Consider the following 20,648-nt stretch of genomic DNA (forward strand, 5'->3'; position numbering starts at 1 on the left):
GAAAGCTTATAAGCTTTCTATTTTAGTTTTTTGCTCAAGTAGCTTAGTTTTAGCATCGCTAAATTCAGCCAGTTTTGCATTTTCTTTAGCAAGTACAGCTTCAGGTGCGTTGTTTACAAACTTTTCGTTAGCGAGTTTGTTTTGCACTTGTGCTAGGCCTTTTTCTGCTTTTTCGAGTTGCTTATTAATACGCGAAAGCTCGGCTTCTACATCAATTAAGCCCGCCATTGGGATCATGATCTCAAGGTTGCCAACATAAGACGTTGCACATGCTGGTGCGTCGTCTTTGTTTTCAAGCATTGTAAACTCTTCAATTTTTGCAAGTGATGCTAAAAATGATTTGTTTTCTTCAATGCGTCGCACGTCGTCGCTCGATGCATTAGCAAGTAATACGCTAAGTGGTTTACTTGGACTAATATCCATTTCACCACGAATATTACGAATAGCTAAAATGAATTGTTTAACCCACTCCAAGTCATCCATCGCTTTAGCATCAACGCTTGCTTCATTATATACAGGGAACGGCTGAACCATAATGCTGGTGTTTGCTGTTTCAAGGCCTGCAAGTGGTGCAACACGCTGCCAAATAGTTTCAGTGATGTATGGCATCATTGGGTGCATTAAACGCAGTAAGCTTTCAAGTACAGTAATAAGTGTATTACGTGTACCACGTTGCTGCGCTTCATTACCTTTAAATAATACCGGCTTAGTTAGCTCTAAGTACCAATCACAAAATTGGTTCCAAGTGAATTCGTAAAGTGTGTTAGCAGCTAAGTCAAAACGGTAGTTATCTAAATGCTCTGTGTAGGTTTTAACGGTTGCTTCATATTGACCTAAAATCCAGCGGTCAGCTAATGAAAGCTCCGTTTGAGCACCGTTTGCAAAACCACAGTCTTGCTCTTCTGTATTCATTAATACGTAACGGCTCGCGTTCCATAATTTGTTACAGAAGTTACGGTAACCTTCAAGGCGGTTCATATCCCAGTTAATATCACGACCGGTAGATGCCATTGCAGCAAGGGTAAAGCGAAGGGCGTCGGTGCCGTGTGCTTCAATACCGCCTGCAAATACTTTACGCGTATCTTTTTCGATTTTAGCGGCAAGTTTTGGCTGCATCATGTTACCAGTACGTTTTTGTACTAGGTCTTCAAGTTCAATGCCGTCAATCATGTCTAGTGGGTCAAGTACGTTACCTTTTGACTTAGACATTTTATCGCCATTGTCGTCACGTATTAAGCCAGTTACATATACGGTTTTAAACGGAACTTGTGGTTTGCCATTTTCGTCTTTTACAAAGTGCAGCGTCATCATAATCATGCGTGCAACCCAGAAGAAAATAATATCAAAACCAGTTACCAACACGTCAGACGGGTGGAAGGTTTTTAAATCATCGGTATTTTCTGGCCAACCTTGTGTAGAGAAAGTCCAAAGCGCTGATGAGAACCACGTATCAAGTACGTCTTCGTCTTGGCTTAGCGTTACGTTATCTGCAATGTTGTTTTCACGGCGTACTTCAGCTTCGTCGCGACCAACAAATACGTTACCTTCATTGTCGTACCAAGCTGGGATACGGTGACCCCACCAAAGCTGGCGTGAAATACACCAATCTTGTACGTCGTTCATCCACGAGAAGTACATGTTTTCGTATTGCTTAGGTACAAATTGAATATCGCCGTTTTTAACAGCGTCTTTTGCAGGTTCAGCAAGTGGTGCAACACGTACATACCATTGGTCGGTAAGTAGTGGCTCAATTACAACACCAGAGCGATCGCCGTAAGGAACCGTTAAACCATGGTCTTCAATTTTTTCAAGTAAGCCAAGTTCTTCAAATTCTGCCACAATTGCTTTACGCGCTGCAAAACGATCAAGGCCGCGCAAGCGCTCAGGAATTGGCGCATCAAACTCAAGCTCTTTACCGTCAAAGGTGTATGTTTCACCTTGGGTTAAAATAGCGGCGTCTTTATCGAAAATGTTGATCATCGGCATTTGATGACGCTTGCCCACTTCGTTATCGTTAAAGTCGTGCGCTGGGGTTATTTTTACACAGCCCGTACCTTTATCTTTATCGGCATGTTCGTCAGCAACAATTTTAATACGACGATTAACGATAGGTAATAAAATTTCTTTACCGATTAAATCTATGTAGCGTTCGTCATCAGGGTTTACTGCAACACCTGAGTCGCCAAGCATGGTTTCTGGACGGGTAGTTGCTACTACTATGTAGTCTTTTCCGTCTTGCGTTGTAACGCCATCAGCCAGTGGGTAACGTAAGTTCCACATGTGGCCTTTTTTGTCTTTGTTTTCAACTTCAAGATCAGAAATAGCAGTGTGTAATTTAGGATCCCAGTTTACTAGGCGTTTACCACGGTAAATTAGGTTTTCTTTATGAAGGCGTACAAACACTTCTTTAACGGCTTCAGATAGGCCATCGTCCATTGTAAAGCGTTCACGATCCCAATCAACCGATGCGCCAAGGCGACGAAGCTGCTTGGTAATAGTGCCGCCAGATTCTTTTTTCCATTCCCAAATTTTATTAATAAAATCTTCGCGGCCTAAATCGTGGCGTGTTTTGCCTTCTTCGGCATGCAGTTTACGCTCAACCAACATTTGCGTTGCAATACCTGCGTGGTCAGTACCTACTTGCCATAATGTGTTGTTACCTTGCATACGTTTAAAACGCGTTAGGGTATCCATTATTGTATCTTGGAAGGCGTGGCCCATGTGTAAGCTACCAGTGACATTTGGCGGCGGGATCATAATTGAATATGGTACGCCTTGGCCAGATGGCTTAAAGTAGCCTTTTTGTTCCCAGTCTTGATATAGAGACTGTTCAATATCTTGCGGATTGTAGGTTTTATCCATTACACAGAACCTTAAATAAGTACTTAAATTAGTTGGTTAGTTTGCCTGATTGGCTAGCTATTAATATCTTGCGTGGTGAGATTGGCACCGAGTTGGCGTAGCTTTTTAAAACGCTCGCGGGCTGCTTGCTTAGCAGCTGGTTCTACGGGTACAAAATCAAAAACTTGGTTAAACCGACGAATGTAATCCGGTAACTGAGTAGCCAAGTTAATTAAAACTTTACGATTGCCAACAGGTGGCGTAATACCAATTTCTACAGGTGCGCCGCCTTTAGGGCCTTCACCTTGTAAATTATGTGGCACAAAACTATCTGGATCGAATGCCCAAATTATTTCATCAATGGCACAGGCTGCTTCGTTATCGTTAACACAAATAAACACACGCTGCCCATTTCGATACTGATCGGCTGCAATTTGAGCTGCCAATGCAAAATGATCGTCAGCCTTCGCTTTAGACTCATCTTGTTGCTTTAGAACGAAAAATTTAGCGTTCATGTTCATTGTATCGGGGTTTCCCATGACATTGAATGTATACCAAATTGATATACATAAATTAAGAGGCAGATTTTGCCATATAACGGGGTTTGCTTCAATTAATACACAAATAAATAAGGCGCCAAATGGCGCCTTATAAATAGCTAAATAGATTATTAATCGTGCGTAGCTTCGCTTACACCCGCTCGGTTTAATAAATACTGAGTAAGCATAGGAACAGGACGGCCCGTTGCGCCTTTTTTAGCGCCACTGCGCCACGCTGTACCGGCAATATCTAAATGTGCCCAATTATACTTTTTAGTAAATTTAGATAAGAAACATGCCGCAGTAATAGTACCCGCAGAGCGTCCACCTAAGTTCGTAAAGTCAGCAAATGGGCTTTCTAGTTGATCTTGATAGTCATCCCATAACGGTAACTGCCATGCACGGTCGCCACTTTGCTCAGACGCTTTTAATAAATCGTGCGCAAGTGGGTTATGGTTTGATAGTAAACCAGTAGCATGCGCGCCAAGGGCTACAATACACGCGCCAGTTAGCGTTGCTACGTCAATAACCGTATCTGGATTAAAGCGTTCAACATATGTTAGTGCGTCACATAATACTAAGCGGCCTTCAGCGTCGGTGTTTAACACTTCAACTGTTTGCCCTGACATTGTTGTTAAAATATCACCTGGGCGATACGCATTTGAGCCAGGCATGTTTTCACAACCCGCTAAAACACCAATAACGTTAATCGGCAATTGCATTTGTGCAAGTGCACGCATTGCGCCAATAACGCCTGCTGCTCCGCCCATGTCGTATTTCATTTCGTCCATGCCTTCGCCTGGTTTTAATGAAATACCGCCTGAATCAAACGTTAGACCTTTACCAACAAGTACAATAGGGGCTTGGTCATCAGCGGCGCCTTTGTAGTTAATAATCGACATAATCGATTCGTTATCACTACCTCGGCCAACAGCTAGGTAAGAATTCATACCAAGTTCTGCCATTTGCTTTTCGCCAATAAGATCAACAGTAATGTTGTCAAAATCAGTTGCCAGCTCTTGTGCTTGTTCACCTAAGTACACAGGGTTACAAATATTTGGTGGCATATTAGCTACGTCTTTACATAGCTTACTACCTGCTGCAATGGCTAAACCATGCTCAATAGCGCTTTCGCCAATAGTTAGTTCGCGTCGTGTTGGTACGTTAAACACCATTTTGCGAAGTGGACGACGAGGGTCTACTTTTTTACTTTTCAGTTGGTTAAACGTATATAGGCAGTCTTGCGTTGTCTCAACTGCCTGACGTACTTTCCAGTAGGTGTCGCGACCTTTAACGTGTTGCTCTGTTAAAAAGCAGACTGCTTCCATAGAGCCCGTTTCGTTTAAGGTATTAATAGTTTTAGAAATGATTTGTTTATATTGCTTATCATCAAGCTCACGCTCTTTACCACAACCAACAAGCAATATGCGCTCGCTTAATACATTAGGTACATGATGCAATAATAAAACTTGGCCTGGCTTACCTTCTAAATCGCCACGGCGAAGTAAATTAGAGATATAACCATCACTAATTTTATCGAGTTGTTCACCAATGGGGGATAACCTACGTGGCTCGTAAACGCCAACCACAATACATGCGCTGCGCTGTTTTTCTGGGCTACCACTTTTTACGTTAAATTCCATTGTTACTCCTGGTTTTGAGTCGTTTAAGTTACTAAGTTGGGGCTAAAAAAGTATTTTCTAGTCTTATCTACGTAACTTATGTAAGGATAATTCTTATTTTAGCTGATTTTGTTAGGGCCTGTTGACCTTTCAGGATTAAAATTTGTTCAATCTAGGGGCTATTTAATCGCGGCGCGAGGTGTGTAACTTAGTGGGCTAAGTAAAAACCGAGCAACAAAGAGTAAATTGCCCCTAGGCAGAACCCTTCGGGCAGCGCATGTTTGGCATTTATGCTGCGTTATCGCCTATTTATGGGGAATAACCACACTACATAGACTCTGCCTTGCCTAAATACCAAACGTACTGCTGCAAATTTAACCTCGAAAGATAAACAGGCCCTAGACTCTTACTGTGTAATTGAACTTTATATGCTTAAGGGCTACTAATGCAACATTATATCGTGCACTTAGGTAGGATAATTAAATTTGATGGCTTATAATAATAGCCTATTTGCCGGTATTAATTGGGTAAAATAGCTATTTAACTATTCAATTCTCACTATCGTAGTGAAATTCCATGTTTAACAGGGGCGAGCATTGCTAATTTTCCGTTATTTGACCGCTGAGGTTTTAAAATCGCAGGTCGCCGTATTTTTAACTTTAATGACAATCTTTTTGTCACAAAAGTTAGTTGGTATTTTAGGTGATGCCTCTGAGGGCAGCATTCCTGCTAAATTAGTGCTATCGATGATTGCACTAAAACTTCCACAACTAGCCTCGCTAATACTTCCGCTGAGTATATTTTTAGGCATTATTTTGGCTTACAGCCGTATTTACGCAGATAGCGAAATGACCGTACTTAAAGCCTGTGGCGTAAGTGAATGGTATGTTGTGCGCGTAACGCTTATATCAAGCGTTGGGCTTGCCTTATTAGCCGCTGCATTGACTATGTATATAGCGCCGTGGGCAAGCGAGCAAGAGTATCAATTAAAAGAACAAGCCAAAGCCGATGCGGGATTATCTGCACTCAGAGCTGGGCGGTTCCAAGAAACCGGTAACGAAAAAGCCGTGGTGTTTATTCATAATATTGAAAAAGGCGGCAAAGAGCTTAATAAGGTATTTGTTGCACAGTTACCTGATAGCGAAAAAGGCAATCTAGCGCGCTTAGTATATGCAGAGCAAGGTGTTGTGGTTGAAGCCGTAAATGGTGAGCAACAGCTCGTGCTAACAGACGGTAAACGTTACGAAACAGATGGCACAACGCCTGCACTTAATTTAACAGAATTTGATGGTTACAGCGTACAAATACGAGAACAAGAAATAGAGCATCAACGCCGTAAATTAGAGGCTGTGCCTACTAATCAATTACTCGCCATTAATACTCCAGAATCTATTGCTCAATGGCAGTGGCGACTCGCTATTCCGTTATCAATTCCGTTACTTACCTTACTGGCAGTACCGCTAAGTGTGGTTAATCCTCGCCAAGGTAAATTTGCAAAACTAGTGCCTGCTATAAGCTTGTACTTAGGCTATTTTATTTTACTAAATGCCGCTAAATTTGCAGTTGAAGATGGAAAAATTCCGCCTTCAATTGGCTTGTGGTGGATTCATCTAAGTGCCTTGTTTATAGGTGGATTATTAATTATAAAAGGGCGACCGTTGGGCGCTTGGCTTAAAGCCGTTGTAACTAAGCGGGAGTTAGGCTCATGATGAAAACGCTTGATTGGTATTTAGGGCGCAGTATTTTACAAACTACCGGCTTTGCATTATTGGTACTTGTTGGTATTAGCACCTTAATTAAGTTTATCGACCAGCTAAAGTCGGTAGGGCGTGGCAGTTACGATTTAATGACCGCAATGCTTTACACGCTTTACACAATACCTGGTGACTTAGTGGTGTTTTTTCCGATGGCTGCGCTAATTGGTGGCTTAACGGGTTTGGGGGCACTTGCCTCAAACAGTGAGCTGGTAGTGATGCAAGCGGCTGGTATGTCGCGCTTACAAATAATTGGCTCTGTGATGAAAACGGCCATATTTATGGCTGTATGCATGATGGCACTTGGCGAATGGGGTGCACCTGAAGCGCAATTACACGCTAAAGAAATGCGTAACCAAGCAATACATGGCGGCGATGTATTTAACACACAAAAAGGTGTATGGGCTAAAGACGGCAGCAATTTTATTAATATTGAAGATGTTGACGAAAACGGCAGGCTCAACGGGGTACACATGTACCACTTTGACAAATCGTTAGAGCTTACCCAAATCACTAAAGCAAAAGATGCACTGAGCCGAAAAGAAGGCTGGCTACTTCGTGATGTAAATAAGGTTATTATTACGAGCGAAAAAACCACAACAGAGCAACTACCAGAAGAGTTTTACCCTTCACAATTGACCGCTGAAAAGTTAGGGGTTGTTTCGGTAAAACCAGAGTCACTTTCATTTACTGGGCTTTGGTCGTATTTAACTTACTTAGAGCAAAACGAGCAAGACACCAGTACCTACGAGCTCGCTCTGTGGCGTAAGTTGATGCAGCCTGTATCTGTAGCGGTAATGCTGCTGGTGGCGCTCTCGTTTATATTTGGCCCACTGCGTACCGTTACTATGGGCGCACGTATTATTATGGGTGTTGTAACGGGGATCGTGTTTCACTTAACTAATGAAATATTTGGCCCTGTAGTTATGGTTTACCAAATACCTGCCATTATAGGGGCGGTATTACCCAGTATTATATTTATAGGCTTTGCGACATATTTGATGAATAAACGGGTATAGAGTACCTATTCAAAGCATTAAAAAGGGTGACCAGTGGTCACCCTTTTTGCTTTTTAATTACTGCTTAATTACCGCTTAACTCACGATTCGAAAAGTTGGTATTAATCAAGCTCACTATAAATACGTCTGTTTTCTTCTTTAGTAAGTGCAATAACTTCTGTTTTAGAGAAGTAATCTTGCAGTGCTTTTTTGTTTTTAAAATCTACTAACACCACCAAATTACCCAAACCGAGTAAAGCGCTAACGCTGCGGATAATTGATTGCGGCCAGCTAATTAAATTACCCTCAAGAGTTTGTACTTTTAAACGCCATGCACGCATGCCAATGGTTTGCCCGCTTTTAGTCCAAAAGTAGCCAAAAAATACTAAGGTAACAATAATTAAAAGAGCGGTACGAATACCCGAAAGAAGATTTGAATTTTGAATAAAGGCAGATACATCCTCTGCGCCATTTAAACTAATTACATCGAGAGAAATAAGCCCTTGTACTGCAAATAAATACAGCACTACAGTTAACATCGCAAACGCAATAATGGCTAACGTATCGTAAACTAACGACGCAAAACGGCGCCAAAAACCAGCACGTGGAAACTCACCCGACATAAATACACTCTCACTATTAATATGCGAGCTAGTTTAGCAAAAAAGCTTACAAATACTAAGACATGTTGATGCTTAGAGAGGGAATTGATTTTATTGCTTTAAGTTATTGCCTACAGGGGAAATGAAAAAGACCCTGCTATTGGTAGCAAGGCCTTTTAATTTATAGCGGATTTAACCTAGCTTTATGGCAAGGTATTTTATGTCGTCACCACTTATTTGCGGTAAAAAATAAATATCGCCGTATTTAAAATACTGCTGCGAGTTAATTATTACGGCCTGTGCTGCCTGAGGTAATGAATCGTAAGTTTGGCCCAAGCTATAATCATTCACATTACCCACTTTTATTGCCTGATTAAGACGGGTTGGTGGCTCATCAACCACTGTATAACCGTCATTATTTGCGACGTAATACACGTTTTGATATGTGTAGTAGGTGGTATTGTGATGCTTAAAATGCCTGTAATTTCTTGGTAGCGTATTTATACGCAGGCCTCTAGGTGGCGTAACTACGTGGTAGCCTCTTTTAGCTTTACGGTAGTAAAGGCCGTCGTTAAATGTAAACGAAATACCATTAAATCTAATCGATGCGCTATTGCGTGGTAAATGGTTTATAAATCGATTTTGTCTGTAAGCGACTGAATTATTATGGTTTGTTAAGTAGTTATATTTGCGCTGGTTGTAGCGGTATTGTTCACGCTTTTCCTGCTTGTACTTAGCAAGTTTACGTTTTTCTTGCTTACGGTCTTCTCGTTTTTCTTTTTTATGCTCAATACGCTGCTTTTTTTCATGGCGGCGTTCATCGCGTTTATATTCAACACGTTTGTCGTGGTCACGTTTAAAGCTTTTATCATTCTCTCGCTCGTTTTGTGCTCCAAGCGCAGAGCCTGATACTGCGCCAATGGCGAGCAGTGCAGGTAGTAAAAAAGTAAGTTTCATAGTATTGCCTCGTTTATGTTTTTACATAACTGGGCTCAATACTAGCGGTTCAAACTGAATGTTAACTGACATACAACAGTAAACGGAGCTATGCTTACAGCTTTTTACATTTTACTGACGGTTCTTGACATAATATCTAGTTTTTGACGATTTTTAAGGGTAATTCTGTGCTTTTTAAGGGGGTTTATTACGAGAGATATTTTAATAATATTGCTATTAAATTATGTATTTGGACTTTTTTGTTGTGCTTAGAAAACGTTATTTCCGTGCATTTTTAGATGTGATAATACCAATAATAGAATTTAAGTGGTGTAAAAAGCTAAGTTTGCGGCACGTTGTTTATTGCCGCAAACATGACTTTATATTTTAAAGTGCGCATTTATCTTTTAATAAATTTAAGGCTAGGGTGATACGTTATGACATTAACTTTAACAAATGCTGTGTTATTAACGTTTCTTTTAACAACTTTAACTGGAACATACTTGATTACCTTAGTTTGGTTAATTTTTTTCAGTTCTCGTTTTAGCTGAACCTTTTTATATTCTTGCTTTGTATATCTATCATGTGGTGCTGCAAATGCAGAACTAGATAAAGTGCCAATAACTAATAGTGCAGGTAGTATAAATGTAAGTTTCATAATATTGCCTCGTTTGTGGTTAACATGGCTAGTATTGACGTTTGAAACTGAATGCCAACTGCATGCAGGGCAACTGTAGGGAGGCTTTACACCCTTTTACTTATCTTTACTATTCTTGACGCTAATACCAAATCCGCAGTAATACTTAATCAATTTGAGAGATTCAATCTAACGCTCACTCTATTAAAAAATGACTGATATATGGCTGCATAAATGCAGAAGGTAGAAAAATGAAAGAGCAATTGTCGAGAACAACTAATAACAAATTCAGCAGTGTTATCAACACCGTTTTCTTACCTCAGAACAGGTAGCTTAATTAAGCTACCTGTTATAAAACCGTATCGGTTCTATACCAATACCAATACCAATACCAATCCTTATCCCATATATCGTTTAGAGTTTAGGTTGGCTACTTTTGATAAAAAGGATAATCGCTATAACCTACTTCAGTACCGCCATACATAGTGGCTGCATCGGCCTCGTTAAACGTCCAATTATTCGCTATACGCTCTGGTAAATCAGGGTTAGCTATAAATGGGCGACCAAATGCAAATAAGTCACCGTAACCTTCACCTAAAATACGCACCGCTTTTTCTACTGTGTATTTACCAGCATAAATAATGCGACCTGAAAATTCAGCTCGTACTGCTTTATAAAATTCTTGTGGTAAATCAGGAGCATTTTCCCAATCAGCTTCCGCTATTGATAAGTAAGCAATGCCAGCTTGCTCAAGCACTTTAACGGCTTGTACATAAGTATGATGAGGGTTTGATTCTACAAGTCCTAGATACACTCGTGTTTCATCTGTGCTTTCAAATAAAGGAGCAAAGCGAACACCTAAACGATCAGAGCCTACAACGTCACTTACCGCTTCAACTATCTCTTTTAAAAAGCGCAGGCGATTACTAAGCGTTCCACCGTATCGATCGTCACGGTTATTAGTATGTTCAGAAATAAACTGATTAACTAAATACCCGTTAGCACAATGAAGCTCTACGCCATCAAAGCCTGCTTCTAGAGCATTACGTGCAGCTTGCGCATACATGTTTACCAGTTCGCCAACTTCAGTTGTTGTTAGTGCACGAGGCTCACTTGGGTCAACCAATGCGCCTTCACCAGGTGCGGTTTCAATAAATACTTTTACATTGTCAGCAATAATATCTGAAGGGCCAACCGGTTTACCTGAATTTGGTTGTAGCGTGGTGTGCGATACGCGCCCTACATGCCAAAGCTGAGCAAAAATAACACCGCCTTTAGCATGTACTGCATGTGTTACTTTTTTCCAGCCTTCAATTTGTGCTTGCGAGTGAATACCTGGGGTCCAAGCGTAACCTTGTCCACGAGGTTCTATTTGTGTGCCTTCGGTAACCATAAAACCAGCCGATGCCCGCTGCGCATAATACTCAGCCATTAATTCATTAGGAATATTGCCAGGCTGAGTGCTGCGAGAGCGAGTAAGAGGTGGCATCACAATACGGTTTTTAAGTGTAAAAGGGCCAAGCTCAATTGATGAGAATAAAGGGGCGGTATTAACTAATTCTGATTTCATTTTAAATTCTCTTATAAAGCAAACAAAGGCTTAAATAGTGGTTAAGCAACATTGGCAGCATAGAGATTTAAAGATACAATTTGAAACAACACTTTTTTGTGCAGCATACAATTATGAATGGTATTAGTCGGCTCGATATAAAACAGTTAAGAGTACTCAGTAGCTTATTAGAACTGCAAAATCTTTCGCAAGTAGCCAAAAAAATGGGGTTAACGCAACAAGCTATTAGTGAGCAACTACGAAAGCTACGAGACTTATTTGACGATCGCTTGTTTATTCGCCAAGGTAATAACATGGTTGCTACTCCTAAAGCGCAAGGACTCAAGGCGCCTGTTAATCATATTCTAAAGCAATTAGAATCGTTACTAGAGCCCGAGCTGTTTAGTCCGCAAACTTATAAAGGTGTGTTTACCATAAGCGCAACCGACTACGCCACGCAGGCTTTATTGCCGCAATTATTTAATATTACCCGCCGCGAAGCGCCAGGTTTAAAGCTGATTGTGCGCGACTTTGCATCCGACAACGTTAATCAACTTATAACGGCAGGTGAGCTTGATTTGCTGATAAGCTTTCCAGAGTTTATACCCGCCAACCTTTCTTATATCACTTTGTTTGAAGAACAGCATTTGTGTATTACCGGTATAGGTAATACTACTTACACTGAACCTTTGAGTTTGGCGCAATTTGCAAAGCATTCACAGTTAGTGGTGTCGCCATCGCGCGCTAATTTGCGTGGTTCGCACGATCAGTGGTTTGAAAGCCAAGGGCTAAAACGTAATATTGTAATGTCGGTCCCGAGCTTTTCAGCGGTGCCCGATATTTTACATACAACCGATATGCTCGCGTTTTACCCCTCAAGATTATTACCAAATAGCAAAGTTAAACAGCTAAAAATAGAAGCTCTGCCTCCTACATTTAAAGTAATAGCCGCATGGCATCCGCGTACCAATAACAGCCCAATCCATAAATGGTTGATAGAGCAATTACAAAACTTATAACGATATAAAACATCTAAAGTGACTACTTTTTACTGTTAAATTAGCAACCCAATATTTAGATTAAATCATTTAACCCCTCCTTAACCCTCGACCTAATAAGCTATGTGTAATAGTACGAATTAGGCATAGTTAAATGGTTTATTTTAAAAAGCACTCAACCGGTTTGTTACTTGCGCTTAGTTGCACGCTTGCTGCGTGTAGTAGTCAGCCAAGCTATCAAGGTAATAGTACTGAGCAGTCGCTAAAGCAACATACAAACTGGCAGTACACGCAAAGTAACGCACAGCAAGTAAATTACATTACCGATTTGGTGAATATAGAAGGGCTTGATTCGCTTATTGAGCAAGCTGTTACTAATAATCCATCGTTTAATCAAGTGCATGTTGCATTAAAACTAGCTTATGCGCAGCGTGATGTAACCGCTGCAAGTCAGTGGTTTAGTGTAGATGCAGGATTTGACGCGCAGCGCAGTGAAACCGAAGGTACGCAATACAGCTCATCAGTAGGTATAAGTTGGGAAGCCGATATATGGCAAAAAATTGCTGACAACGTAGCCGCGCAAGATATGACTATTGCCAGTAACCAAGCTACTTATCAAGGTGCTAAAGACACATTAGTAGCGAGTGTTATTCGTACTTATTTAAATATTATTTTGCAGCAAAATTTACTCGATATAGAGCAACAACGTTTAGTTGTTTTACAAAATAATGAGCAAAGTATTGTAGAGCGCTACCAATATGGGTTAGGTGATTTAGAAGCGCTTGATACCGCCCGTACTAGCACGGCATCTACCCGCGCGACCATTGCCGATTACGAAGAACAAATAGCAAAAGCAAAGCGTGCTTTAATGCTAATTGTAGGCACTGATAAACTTCAAAACCTACCAAGTATATTAACACTGCCAAGCGTTATTGAGCCATTAAGTACATTACCAGAGCAAGATTTAGCGCGCCGACCTGACTTACAAAGTGCCTATTACAACATTCAGGCAAAGCATTACTTGGTTGATGTATCGTACAAAGAGCTACTACCGAGTATTTCGCTTTCGGCATCACTGAGTGATTTAGCAAGCACGCCAAGCCAAGCATTATTAACTAGCCCAGTGTGGAGTTTATTGGGTAGTTTAAGTGCCCCTTTATTTGAAGGTGGAGCACTGCGTGCACAAGTTGATATTGCAAAATTAAATGCCGAGCAAGCGTTTTGGCAGTACCAAGATACGCTGCTAAGTGCGGTAAACGAAGTTGAAAATGCACTCGGGCAGGAGCAATCATTAACCGAGCAACAACTGCAAATTAGCAATGCACTTGCCAGCGCTCAACGCAGCTTTAGTAACTATCAAAGTAAGTATCAACAAGGTTTGGTTGATATTTTAGATTTGCTAACAGTGCAACAAAAAGTATACGACCTGCAAGCCCAGTTTAGCCAAATAAACTACACCCTTTTAACTAACCGCATAGATTTAGGCCTTACTTTGGGCCTTGGAGTATCGTCATGAAAATTTCGCCAACACCGGTTGTTGTAACGCTTGTTGCTATTGTTTGTATAGGGCTTGCTATTATGTATAACGGTCAAAAAATGGCTGAACAAGCAAATAGCCCACAACCTGCCGCTATTAAAGCTATTGCCCCAAATGTATCGGTAATTAATGCAGCTCCGAGCACTTATCAGGCTTATGTTAGTGGGCATGGTGAAGCTAAAGCGCATTGGTCACTTAGCTTAAAAGCGCAAGTTAAAGGCGAAGTAACCAGTATGAGCGAGCAATTTGCGACCGGTAACTTAATAACTAAAGGGCCAGTGCTTGCAAAAATTGATGACACCGAATACTTACAGGCCCTAGCTAGCGCAAAAGCAACATTGGCTGATGCAAAACTAGCACTGCAAGAAGAGCAAGATTTAGGTGAGCAGGCAAAACGTGAATGGGATCGCTCAGGCGTTACGCAAGCACCAAGCTCGCCGCTTGTATTTAGAACGCTGCAATTAGAAGCCGCGCAAGCTACGCTCGATAAAGCACAATATGCACTTAAAACCGCGCAGCGTGATGTAAATAACACCCAGTTAAGTGCACCATTTGACGCTGTTATTTTATCGCGCGATATAGATTTAGGTACTTATGTCAGTATTGGCGATACGCTTGCCACGCTAAACAGTACCGACAAAATAGAAATAACCGTGCCGCTTTCATTAAGCCAATGGCAAAACTTAGCAAATAATAAATCGGGCGAGGTTATTTTAAGTGATGTAACCACGAATACTAAATGGAATGGTTATATTGCACGTTTTGAGCAACACCTTGATGATAGCTCACGTCAGCGCAGCGTAATTGTTGCCTTAGATAAACCCTTTGAGCAAGCAACGCCGTTACTGCCTGGCACATTTTTAGCGGTAGAAATTGCCGGTAAGCAGTTAAGTAACGTAATAAAACTACCTGCTTCTGCCGTATCTCAAGATGGTTCAATTTGGTACGTAAATGATCAAAACAACTTAGTAAGCATACAAGCCAATAAAGTATTTGAGCGTGGTGATTACGTATATATTTCGCCAGTTGCAGAGCAAAGTACTTTAAAAGTAGTAACGCGCCCATTAGTAAGTTACCTAAGCGATATGAAAGTAAATCCAATTGTTGAGGAGATACAATAATGAGCCCTCATCAAGCACCTCAATCACCCAGTAATAATAATCCGCTGCACGGTATTATTAATTGGTTTGCAAATAACTCTGTTGCCGCTAACTTATTGTTAGTTAGTGTGATTGTAATGGGTATTATGTCGCTTTCGACTTTACGTAAAGAGGCATTTCCGAGTTTAGAGCCGGATATTATTTCGGTATCGGTGGTTTACGACAGTGGCGATGCATTGCAAGCCGAAGAAGGTATAGCGTTAAAAATTGAAGAAGCGCTCGAAACCGTATCGGGTATTAAACGCATTACTTCTACATCCGATGCTAGCGGCAGCCATGTAAGCATTGAAAAAAGTACTGATTACTCACTCGATGAGTTACTTGTTGACGTTAAAAACCAAGTTGACGCTATTAATAACTTTCCGGCAGATGCCGAGCAACCTGTTATTGATAAAGCCCGTAGGCAAGATCATGCATTAACGCTGCAACTTTTTGGGGATGCCGATCGCCATACATTACAAAATCTGGGCGAAAAACTTAAAGCCGATTTATTAGCGCAATCAGGCATTAGCGACGTAGCGCAGTCGGGTGTGATTGACCCGATGATGTCCATAGAAATCGACGAAGGTAAACTCCAAGCCTATGGCTTAACTATTAGCGATATAAGCGAGGTCATTAATAATGAGTCATCAAGCCCGCTTTCGACTAGTTTACGCGATAGTAGTAAAATTATACGCTTAAAAGCCGCTGACCAAGCTTACTGGCAGCGCGACTTTGCCAATATTGTATTGTTGACCACTGCATCAGGCACACAAATTAAGTTAGGCGATGTAGCAACCGTTACCGACTCATTTGCCGAAGATAGCAACTCATTAAGCCGTTATAACCAACAAAATGCCGTAGGCGTTGAAATTTTAATGGGCGATAACAGCGATATAACTACCATTGTTGAGCAAGCTAATAGCGTAATAGATAAATGGCACGAAAGCGGTTTATTACCTCAAAACGTAGAGCTTGAAAGCTGGCACGACAAAAGCACCATGATCACCGATCGTTTATCGCTACTTACTAAAAACGCGGTGACAGGTATTATTATGGTGTTTGTAATACTTGCCATATTTTTAAACGTACGCGTAGCGCTGTGGGTGGCTGGTGGCTTGCCGTTTGTATTTTTTGGTACGCTTTATTTTATGACCGATGGTTACACCGCACTGACCATAAACGAAATGACCACCTTTGGCTTTATTATGGCGCTGGGCATAGTGGTAGACGATGCCGTTGTTGTAGGCGAGAGTATTTACACCACACGTAAAAAGCATGGCGATACATTAAATAACACGGTTTTAGGTACTATGAAGGTTGCCGTGCCAACAATATTTGGGGTGTTAACCACCGTTGCCGCGTTTGTGGCGCTTTCGAATGTGTCAGGTAACTTAGGTAAAATTTACTCTCAATTTGCTACCGTAGTAACTATTTGTTTACTGCTTTCGGTTGTTGAATCAAAACTTATTTTACCATCGCATCTAGCCCACATTAGTACCAAGCGCCAAGTTAAAAAAGGCTTAGCAGGTCTGTGGTCAAAAATACAACATGTTGCTGATAGCGGCTTAAACTGGTTTAGCAAAAACATTTACTGCAAGGTTATTGAATTTTCACTGCGCTTTAGATACGCCGTAGTGGCTGCGTTTATCGCTTTTTTTTATACTGGTTATTGGCATGCCAATGACAGGCACAGTTAAAGTTGGTTTTTTCCCAAGTATTGCAGGCGACACCGTAACAGCCGATTTAGTTATGCAAAACGACGCTGCTTATGGGCAAACAAACACAAATTTACTAACGCTTGAGCAAAGTGCATTACAAGCTGAGCAAAACTTAATGACCAAGTTGAGCTCTGACAAAAGCGAAATAACCAGCCTTCAAGTTGTTAGTAGCAGCGACACCAGCGGTGAAGTAAGCGTTGAGCTATTAAACGAAGGCGCTTTTACAGCAAGCGAATTTGCTCAAGAATGGCAGCGCGTAGCAGGTAGCCTTGAGGGCAGTAAAAAATTACAAATATTAGCCACGCGTAAAATGGTCGATAACTTTAAAGTTGAGCTTAAAGCGTGGGACGACGAAACCGTAATGGCGGCGGGCGCACTATTTAAGGAGCGCTTACAAAATACCGCAGGCGTTAACGGAATAGACGACAACTTAAACCCAGGTCAGCCACAGCTTAAATTTACCCTAAATGCACAAGGGCGCGCGCTTGGCATGGATACAGCCAGTTTATCAAAGCAAGTACTGCAAGCTTTTGGTGGTGCAGTTGTACAGCGCTACCAACGTAATAAAGACGAAGTTAAAGTACGTGTACGCTACCCAGAAGATGCTCGTAAAACACCTGCGGATATAATGCAGTCGCGTATTCGCCTGCCTGATGGCACCGTTGTACCTTTAGTTAACGTAGCCACAGTAAGCAGTGAATATCAGCAAGATGAAATAACCCGCATTGATGGACTACGTGCAATTTATTTAAGCGCCCAAGTAGATAAAAACGTGATTGCTCCAAACGAGTTAGTTGCTAACTTAAAGCGCGACTTAATTCCTGAGTTAACACAGCAATTTCCTAACTTAAGTGTGTATTTTGCAGGAGAGGCAGAACAACAAAGCGAAACCACCAGCTCAATGAGCACTATGTTTGTAGCGGCTTTATTAGTTATTTACGTGTTGCTGGCTATTCCGCTTAAATCGTATATTCAACCAGTACTAATCATGGTGGCAATTCCGTTTGGTATTGTGGGCGCTATTTTAGGACATTGGTGGAACGACTTAACCATTAGTATATTGTCGTTAAATGGTATTTTGGCGCTCAGTGGGGTAGTTGTAAACGACAGCTTATTACTTGTTTCACGCTTTAACGAACTAGTAAAAGAAGAGGGCATGAGCACGCACGATGCCATTGTTGAGTCGTGTACGAGCCGGTTACGTGCGGTATTACTTACCTCAATTACAACGTACGCAGGCTTAGTGCCGCTACTTAGCGAAACCTCAATGCAGGCACAGTTTTTAATCCCTGCTGCGGCATCACTTGGCTACGGTATTTTGTTTGCCACGGTTATTACCTTAATACTTATACCGGCATTATTGATGATTCAAACAGATGCTAAACGCGGTATTGATGCTGTGCTAATATCGCTAGGTGCTAAAAATAAAACGCAGGAAGTAGCCTCTTAATGATAAACGTACTACTGGTTGAAGACGACATAGATTTGGCAACCACCATTGTTGATTATCTCGAAATTGAGTCAATAGAGTGTGACCATGCAAGCAATGGCGTAATGGGTTTAAATTTAATAGAACGTAATCAATATCAAATGATTATATTAGATGTAAACATGCCCAAAATGGACGGTTTAACCATGTGTAAAACATTGCGTGAGCGAGGCATTGATATACCAGTATTAATGCTGACAGCGCGCGATAGCCTCGACAATAAGCTTGAGGGGTTTGCAGCCGGTAGTGACGACTATTTAGTAAAACCATTTGCCATGAAAGAGCTAGTAGCGCGGGTTCAAGTATTAGCAAAGCGTAAAAGTGGAGAGGTAAAGCGACTTACATTTGCTAACTTAACACTTAATTTAACCGCGCATACAGCAACAGTGGCAGCGCACAGTTTAAAGTTATCACCCATTACTTTTAAGTTATTAGAAGTGCTTGTACGAGAGCAGCAAAAACCGGTAACCCGACATGTAATTATGCAAGCAATATGGGGCGACGATCAGCCAGACAGCAATAGCTTAAAAGTGCATATTCATCATTTGCGTAAACAGCTAGAGCAAGCGCATTGCCAAGCCGTACTAGAAACAATACCCAGTGTAGGGTTTGCGCTAAAATTAAAAAATGAGACACAAGCATGAAAATTAGACCCAGCCTGAGGTTGTATTTTTTTGCCACCATGGTGCTTTTAAGTTCATTAATGGCAATTGGCTTTTCGTTTTTAAGTGTTAATTATTTTATTGATGGCTTAGACCGAGGGTTAAATGGAGTTATGTTTGAGCTTTCGCAAACCACTGAGATTGAAGATGGGCAGCCAAAAAATATTGTTGGATTTAATGTGGCGAGCCGTTGGGAAGACATGCCAGAAATAATACAGCAAAAATTTGAAGTAGCGCCAAATGAAGCCGGTGTACTACAAAAAGTGAAAGATAACACCTCATTGTTTGCTATGCCTGCAGACTTGTTTTTTGTTGTTTACTATCAAAACCCAAATGGCGAGGCGCGTTATATATCGCGCATTATGCTTGAAAAAAATCGCCCTAAAAGAATGGGGAGTGTAAAACCAATACACCGCATGACATTGATAGCCATTACTGGTTTTGCAGCCATTGCCTTATTTACCTTCTTTTTGTTTATGGTAATGAAAAAAATAGCTAAGCCAGTAGAGTCACTACGTGGTTGGGCTAAGTCGTTAAATCAAAATAATTTACAAAACACGCCGCCCGACTTTACCTATAACGAACTAAATACCTTGGCAACGTTAATACGCAGTAGCTTGCTTTCTGCTCACGACAGCCTTGAGCGAGAACAGCGCTTTTTAAGTTATGCGAGCCACGAGTTATGTACACCAATTTCGGTTATTCGTAGCAACGTTGAATTACTTAACCGCTTAAGCGAAAAAGCACCTTTAAGCGATAAACAACACCTTACACTGCAGCGAATAGAGCGCGCCGGTTTAACCATGAGCGATTTAACCGAGACGTTATTGTGGCTTAGCAGAAATGACGACCAGCAAAGTGCACCAGAGCCCGTAAACCTAGCCGAAAAAATAACGACCTTGGGTAACGAACTCGATTATTTACTCAATTCAAAACAAGTTGATGTACTTATAAATACCGATAACCAAAATACGACTATTAATACCGAAGCCACCGCATGCCACATTGTGCTTACTAACTTAATACGTAATGCGTATCAGCATACGCAACAAGGGCAAGTGCGAATTACTCAGCAGGGTAGCCGTGTAATTATAGTAAATAGCAGCGAACAAACTGATACGCCACACACTGCTAATAACACAAACAAGCCCGCTAATATTGGCTACGGTTTAGGATTAGAGTTAAGCGAAAAAATAATAAAACGACACGGTTGGGTATACGAAGTGAACGACATGCCTGGGCGTTATGAAGTGGTGGTCGATTTTAGTTAATACGCTTTTTTTAATACTTAACCTGAACTCTGGTTAAGAGATTTACTAACATATTGAATCATAGTGATATTTAAATTTATTTTCTCTAGCTAGAGATTTTCAGTGAAAATAAGGCGAATTTACGCGTCAATAGCTGGTCTATTGCAAGTAGATTCAACGCAGTTAGCGCTGAAAATAGCTGCTTGAGATAGATTTATTATCCAGAGTTTAGGTTACTTGGATTTGAAATATAAAAACCGCGCTAAGGCACTTTTAAAAAAGCTTTAGCGCGGTTTTTTTACATTCAAAAATATTTAATTTAACGCTGAGAATATAAAAACTTAGTGATAGTAATGTTTTAAGTAATTTGCTAA

The 20,648-nt window shown here is 41.0% G+C and carries 14 protein-coding genes and 1 pseudogene; 8 read left to right on the forward strand and 7 right to left on the reverse strand.

Annotation, left to right across the window (positions count from 1 at the left end):
• Positions 1 to 6: 6 nt before the first annotated feature.
• The 3 genes from CXF76_RS16215 to pepA form a co-directional block, all read right to left on the reverse strand.
• Positions 7 to 2,862, reverse strand: coding sequence for a valine--tRNA ligase (locus CXF76_RS16215; protein ID WP_101164138.1), 2,856 nt, complete (start codon positions 2,860 to 2,862; stop codon positions 7 to 9).
• 53 nt (positions 2,863 to 2,915) lie between these two features.
• On the reverse strand, positions 2,916 to 3,362 hold the full coding sequence (locus tag CXF76_RS16220; RefSeq protein ID WP_002962020.1) for a DNA polymerase III subunit chi: 447 nt from the start codon (positions 3,360 to 3,362) through the stop codon (positions 2,916 to 2,918).
• 149 nt (positions 3,363 to 3,511) lie between these two features.
• Positions 3,512 to 5,023 carry a leucyl aminopeptidase gene (gene pepA / locus CXF76_RS16225; RefSeq protein ID WP_101164139.1) on the reverse strand — a complete coding sequence of 504 codons (1,512 nt, stop codon included), beginning with the start codon at positions 5,021 to 5,023 and terminating at the stop codon, positions 3,512 to 3,514.
• A gap of 575 nt (positions 5,024 to 5,598) precedes the next feature.
• On the opposite strand from pepA, the gene lptF reads away from it, so the two are divergent.
• Both lptF and lptG read left to right on the forward strand, forming a co-directional pair.
• Positions 5,599 to 6,711, forward strand: a complete 1,113-nt coding sequence (gene lptF, locus CXF76_RS16230) for an LPS export ABC transporter permease LptF (RefSeq protein ID WP_101164140.1) — start codon at positions 5,599 to 5,601, stop codon at positions 6,709 to 6,711.
• Positions 6,708 to 7,775: an LPS export ABC transporter permease LptG gene (lptG, locus tag CXF76_RS16235; RefSeq protein WP_024603537.1), complete on the forward strand. Its 1,068-nt coding sequence runs from the start codon at positions 6,708 to 6,710 to the stop codon at positions 7,773 to 7,775. The genes lptF and lptG overlap by 4 nt, the downstream gene beginning before the upstream one ends.
• A gap of 101 nt (positions 7,776 to 7,876) precedes the next feature.
• Here the strand turns inward: lptG and CXF76_RS16240 are convergent, their stop codons facing one another.
• The 4 genes from CXF76_RS16240 to CXF76_RS16255 all read right to left on the reverse strand — a co-directional run bounded on the left by CXF76_RS16240 (position 7,877) and on the right by CXF76_RS16255 (position 11,499).
• Entirely contained in the window at positions 7,877 to 8,377 is a 501-nt protein-coding gene (locus CXF76_RS16240; RefSeq protein ID WP_101164141.1) for an RDD family protein, read from the reverse strand.
• A gap of 171 nt (positions 8,378 to 8,548) precedes the next feature.
• Entirely contained in the window at positions 8,549 to 9,313 is a 765-nt protein-coding gene (locus tag CXF76_RS16245; protein WP_024589716.1) for a DUF6515 family protein, read from the reverse strand.
• A gap of 379 nt (positions 9,314 to 9,692) precedes the next feature.
• Positions 9,693 to 9,950, reverse strand: a complete 258-nt coding sequence (locus tag CXF76_RS16250) for a hypothetical protein (protein ID WP_010554878.1) — start codon at positions 9,948 to 9,950, stop codon at positions 9,693 to 9,695.
• Positions 9,951 to 10,359: 409 nt separating this feature from the next.
• A complete protein-coding gene (locus CXF76_RS16255; RefSeq protein WP_101164142.1) occupies positions 10,360 to 11,499 on the reverse strand; it encodes an alkene reductase in 1,140 nt (379 codons plus the stop codon).
• A gap of 80 nt (positions 11,500 to 11,579) precedes the next feature.
• On the opposite strand from CXF76_RS16255, the gene CXF76_RS16260 reads away from it, so the two are divergent.
• From CXF76_RS16260 to CXF76_RS16285, 6 genes and pseudogenes are all read left to right on the forward strand, one after another.
• Entirely contained in the window at positions 11,580 to 12,497 is a 918-nt protein-coding gene (locus CXF76_RS16260) for a LysR family transcriptional regulator (RefSeq protein ID WP_198551862.1), read from the forward strand.
• A 133-nt stretch (positions 12,498 to 12,630) separates the two neighbouring features.
• Entirely contained in the window at positions 12,631 to 13,992 is a 1,362-nt protein-coding gene (locus CXF76_RS16265; RefSeq protein ID WP_101164144.1) for a TolC family protein, read from the forward strand.
• Positions 13,989 to 15,134, forward strand: coding sequence for an efflux RND transporter periplasmic adaptor subunit (locus tag CXF76_RS16270; protein ID WP_101164145.1), 1,146 nt, complete (start codon positions 13,989 to 13,991; stop codon positions 15,132 to 15,134). Before CXF76_RS16265 ends, CXF76_RS16270 begins: the two co-directional genes overlap by 4 nt.
• Positions 15,134 to 18,323: pseudogene (locus tag CXF76_RS16275) on the forward strand (efflux RND transporter permease subunit). Before CXF76_RS16270 ends, CXF76_RS16275 begins: the two are co-directional and overlap by 1 nt.
• Entirely contained in the window at positions 18,323 to 19,006 is a 684-nt protein-coding gene (locus CXF76_RS16280) for a response regulator transcription factor (protein WP_101164146.1), read from the forward strand. Before CXF76_RS16275 ends, CXF76_RS16280 begins: the two are co-directional and overlap by 1 nt.
• Positions 19,003 to 20,295 (forward strand): sensor histidine kinase, encoded by a 1,293-nt coding sequence (locus CXF76_RS16285; protein WP_101164147.1) that lies wholly within the window; start codon positions 19,003 to 19,005, stop codon positions 20,293 to 20,295. The genes CXF76_RS16280 and CXF76_RS16285 overlap by 4 nt, the downstream gene beginning before the upstream one ends.
• The last annotated feature ends 353 nt before the right edge of the window (positions 20,296 to 20,648 follow it).

Origin of the sequence: Pseudoalteromonas sp. 78C3 (genome assembly GCF_002836695.1) — a bacterium.
In the GTDB taxonomy this organism is placed as follows: domain Bacteria; phylum Pseudomonadota; class Gammaproteobacteria; order Enterobacterales; family Alteromonadaceae; genus Pseudoalteromonas; species Pseudoalteromonas arctica.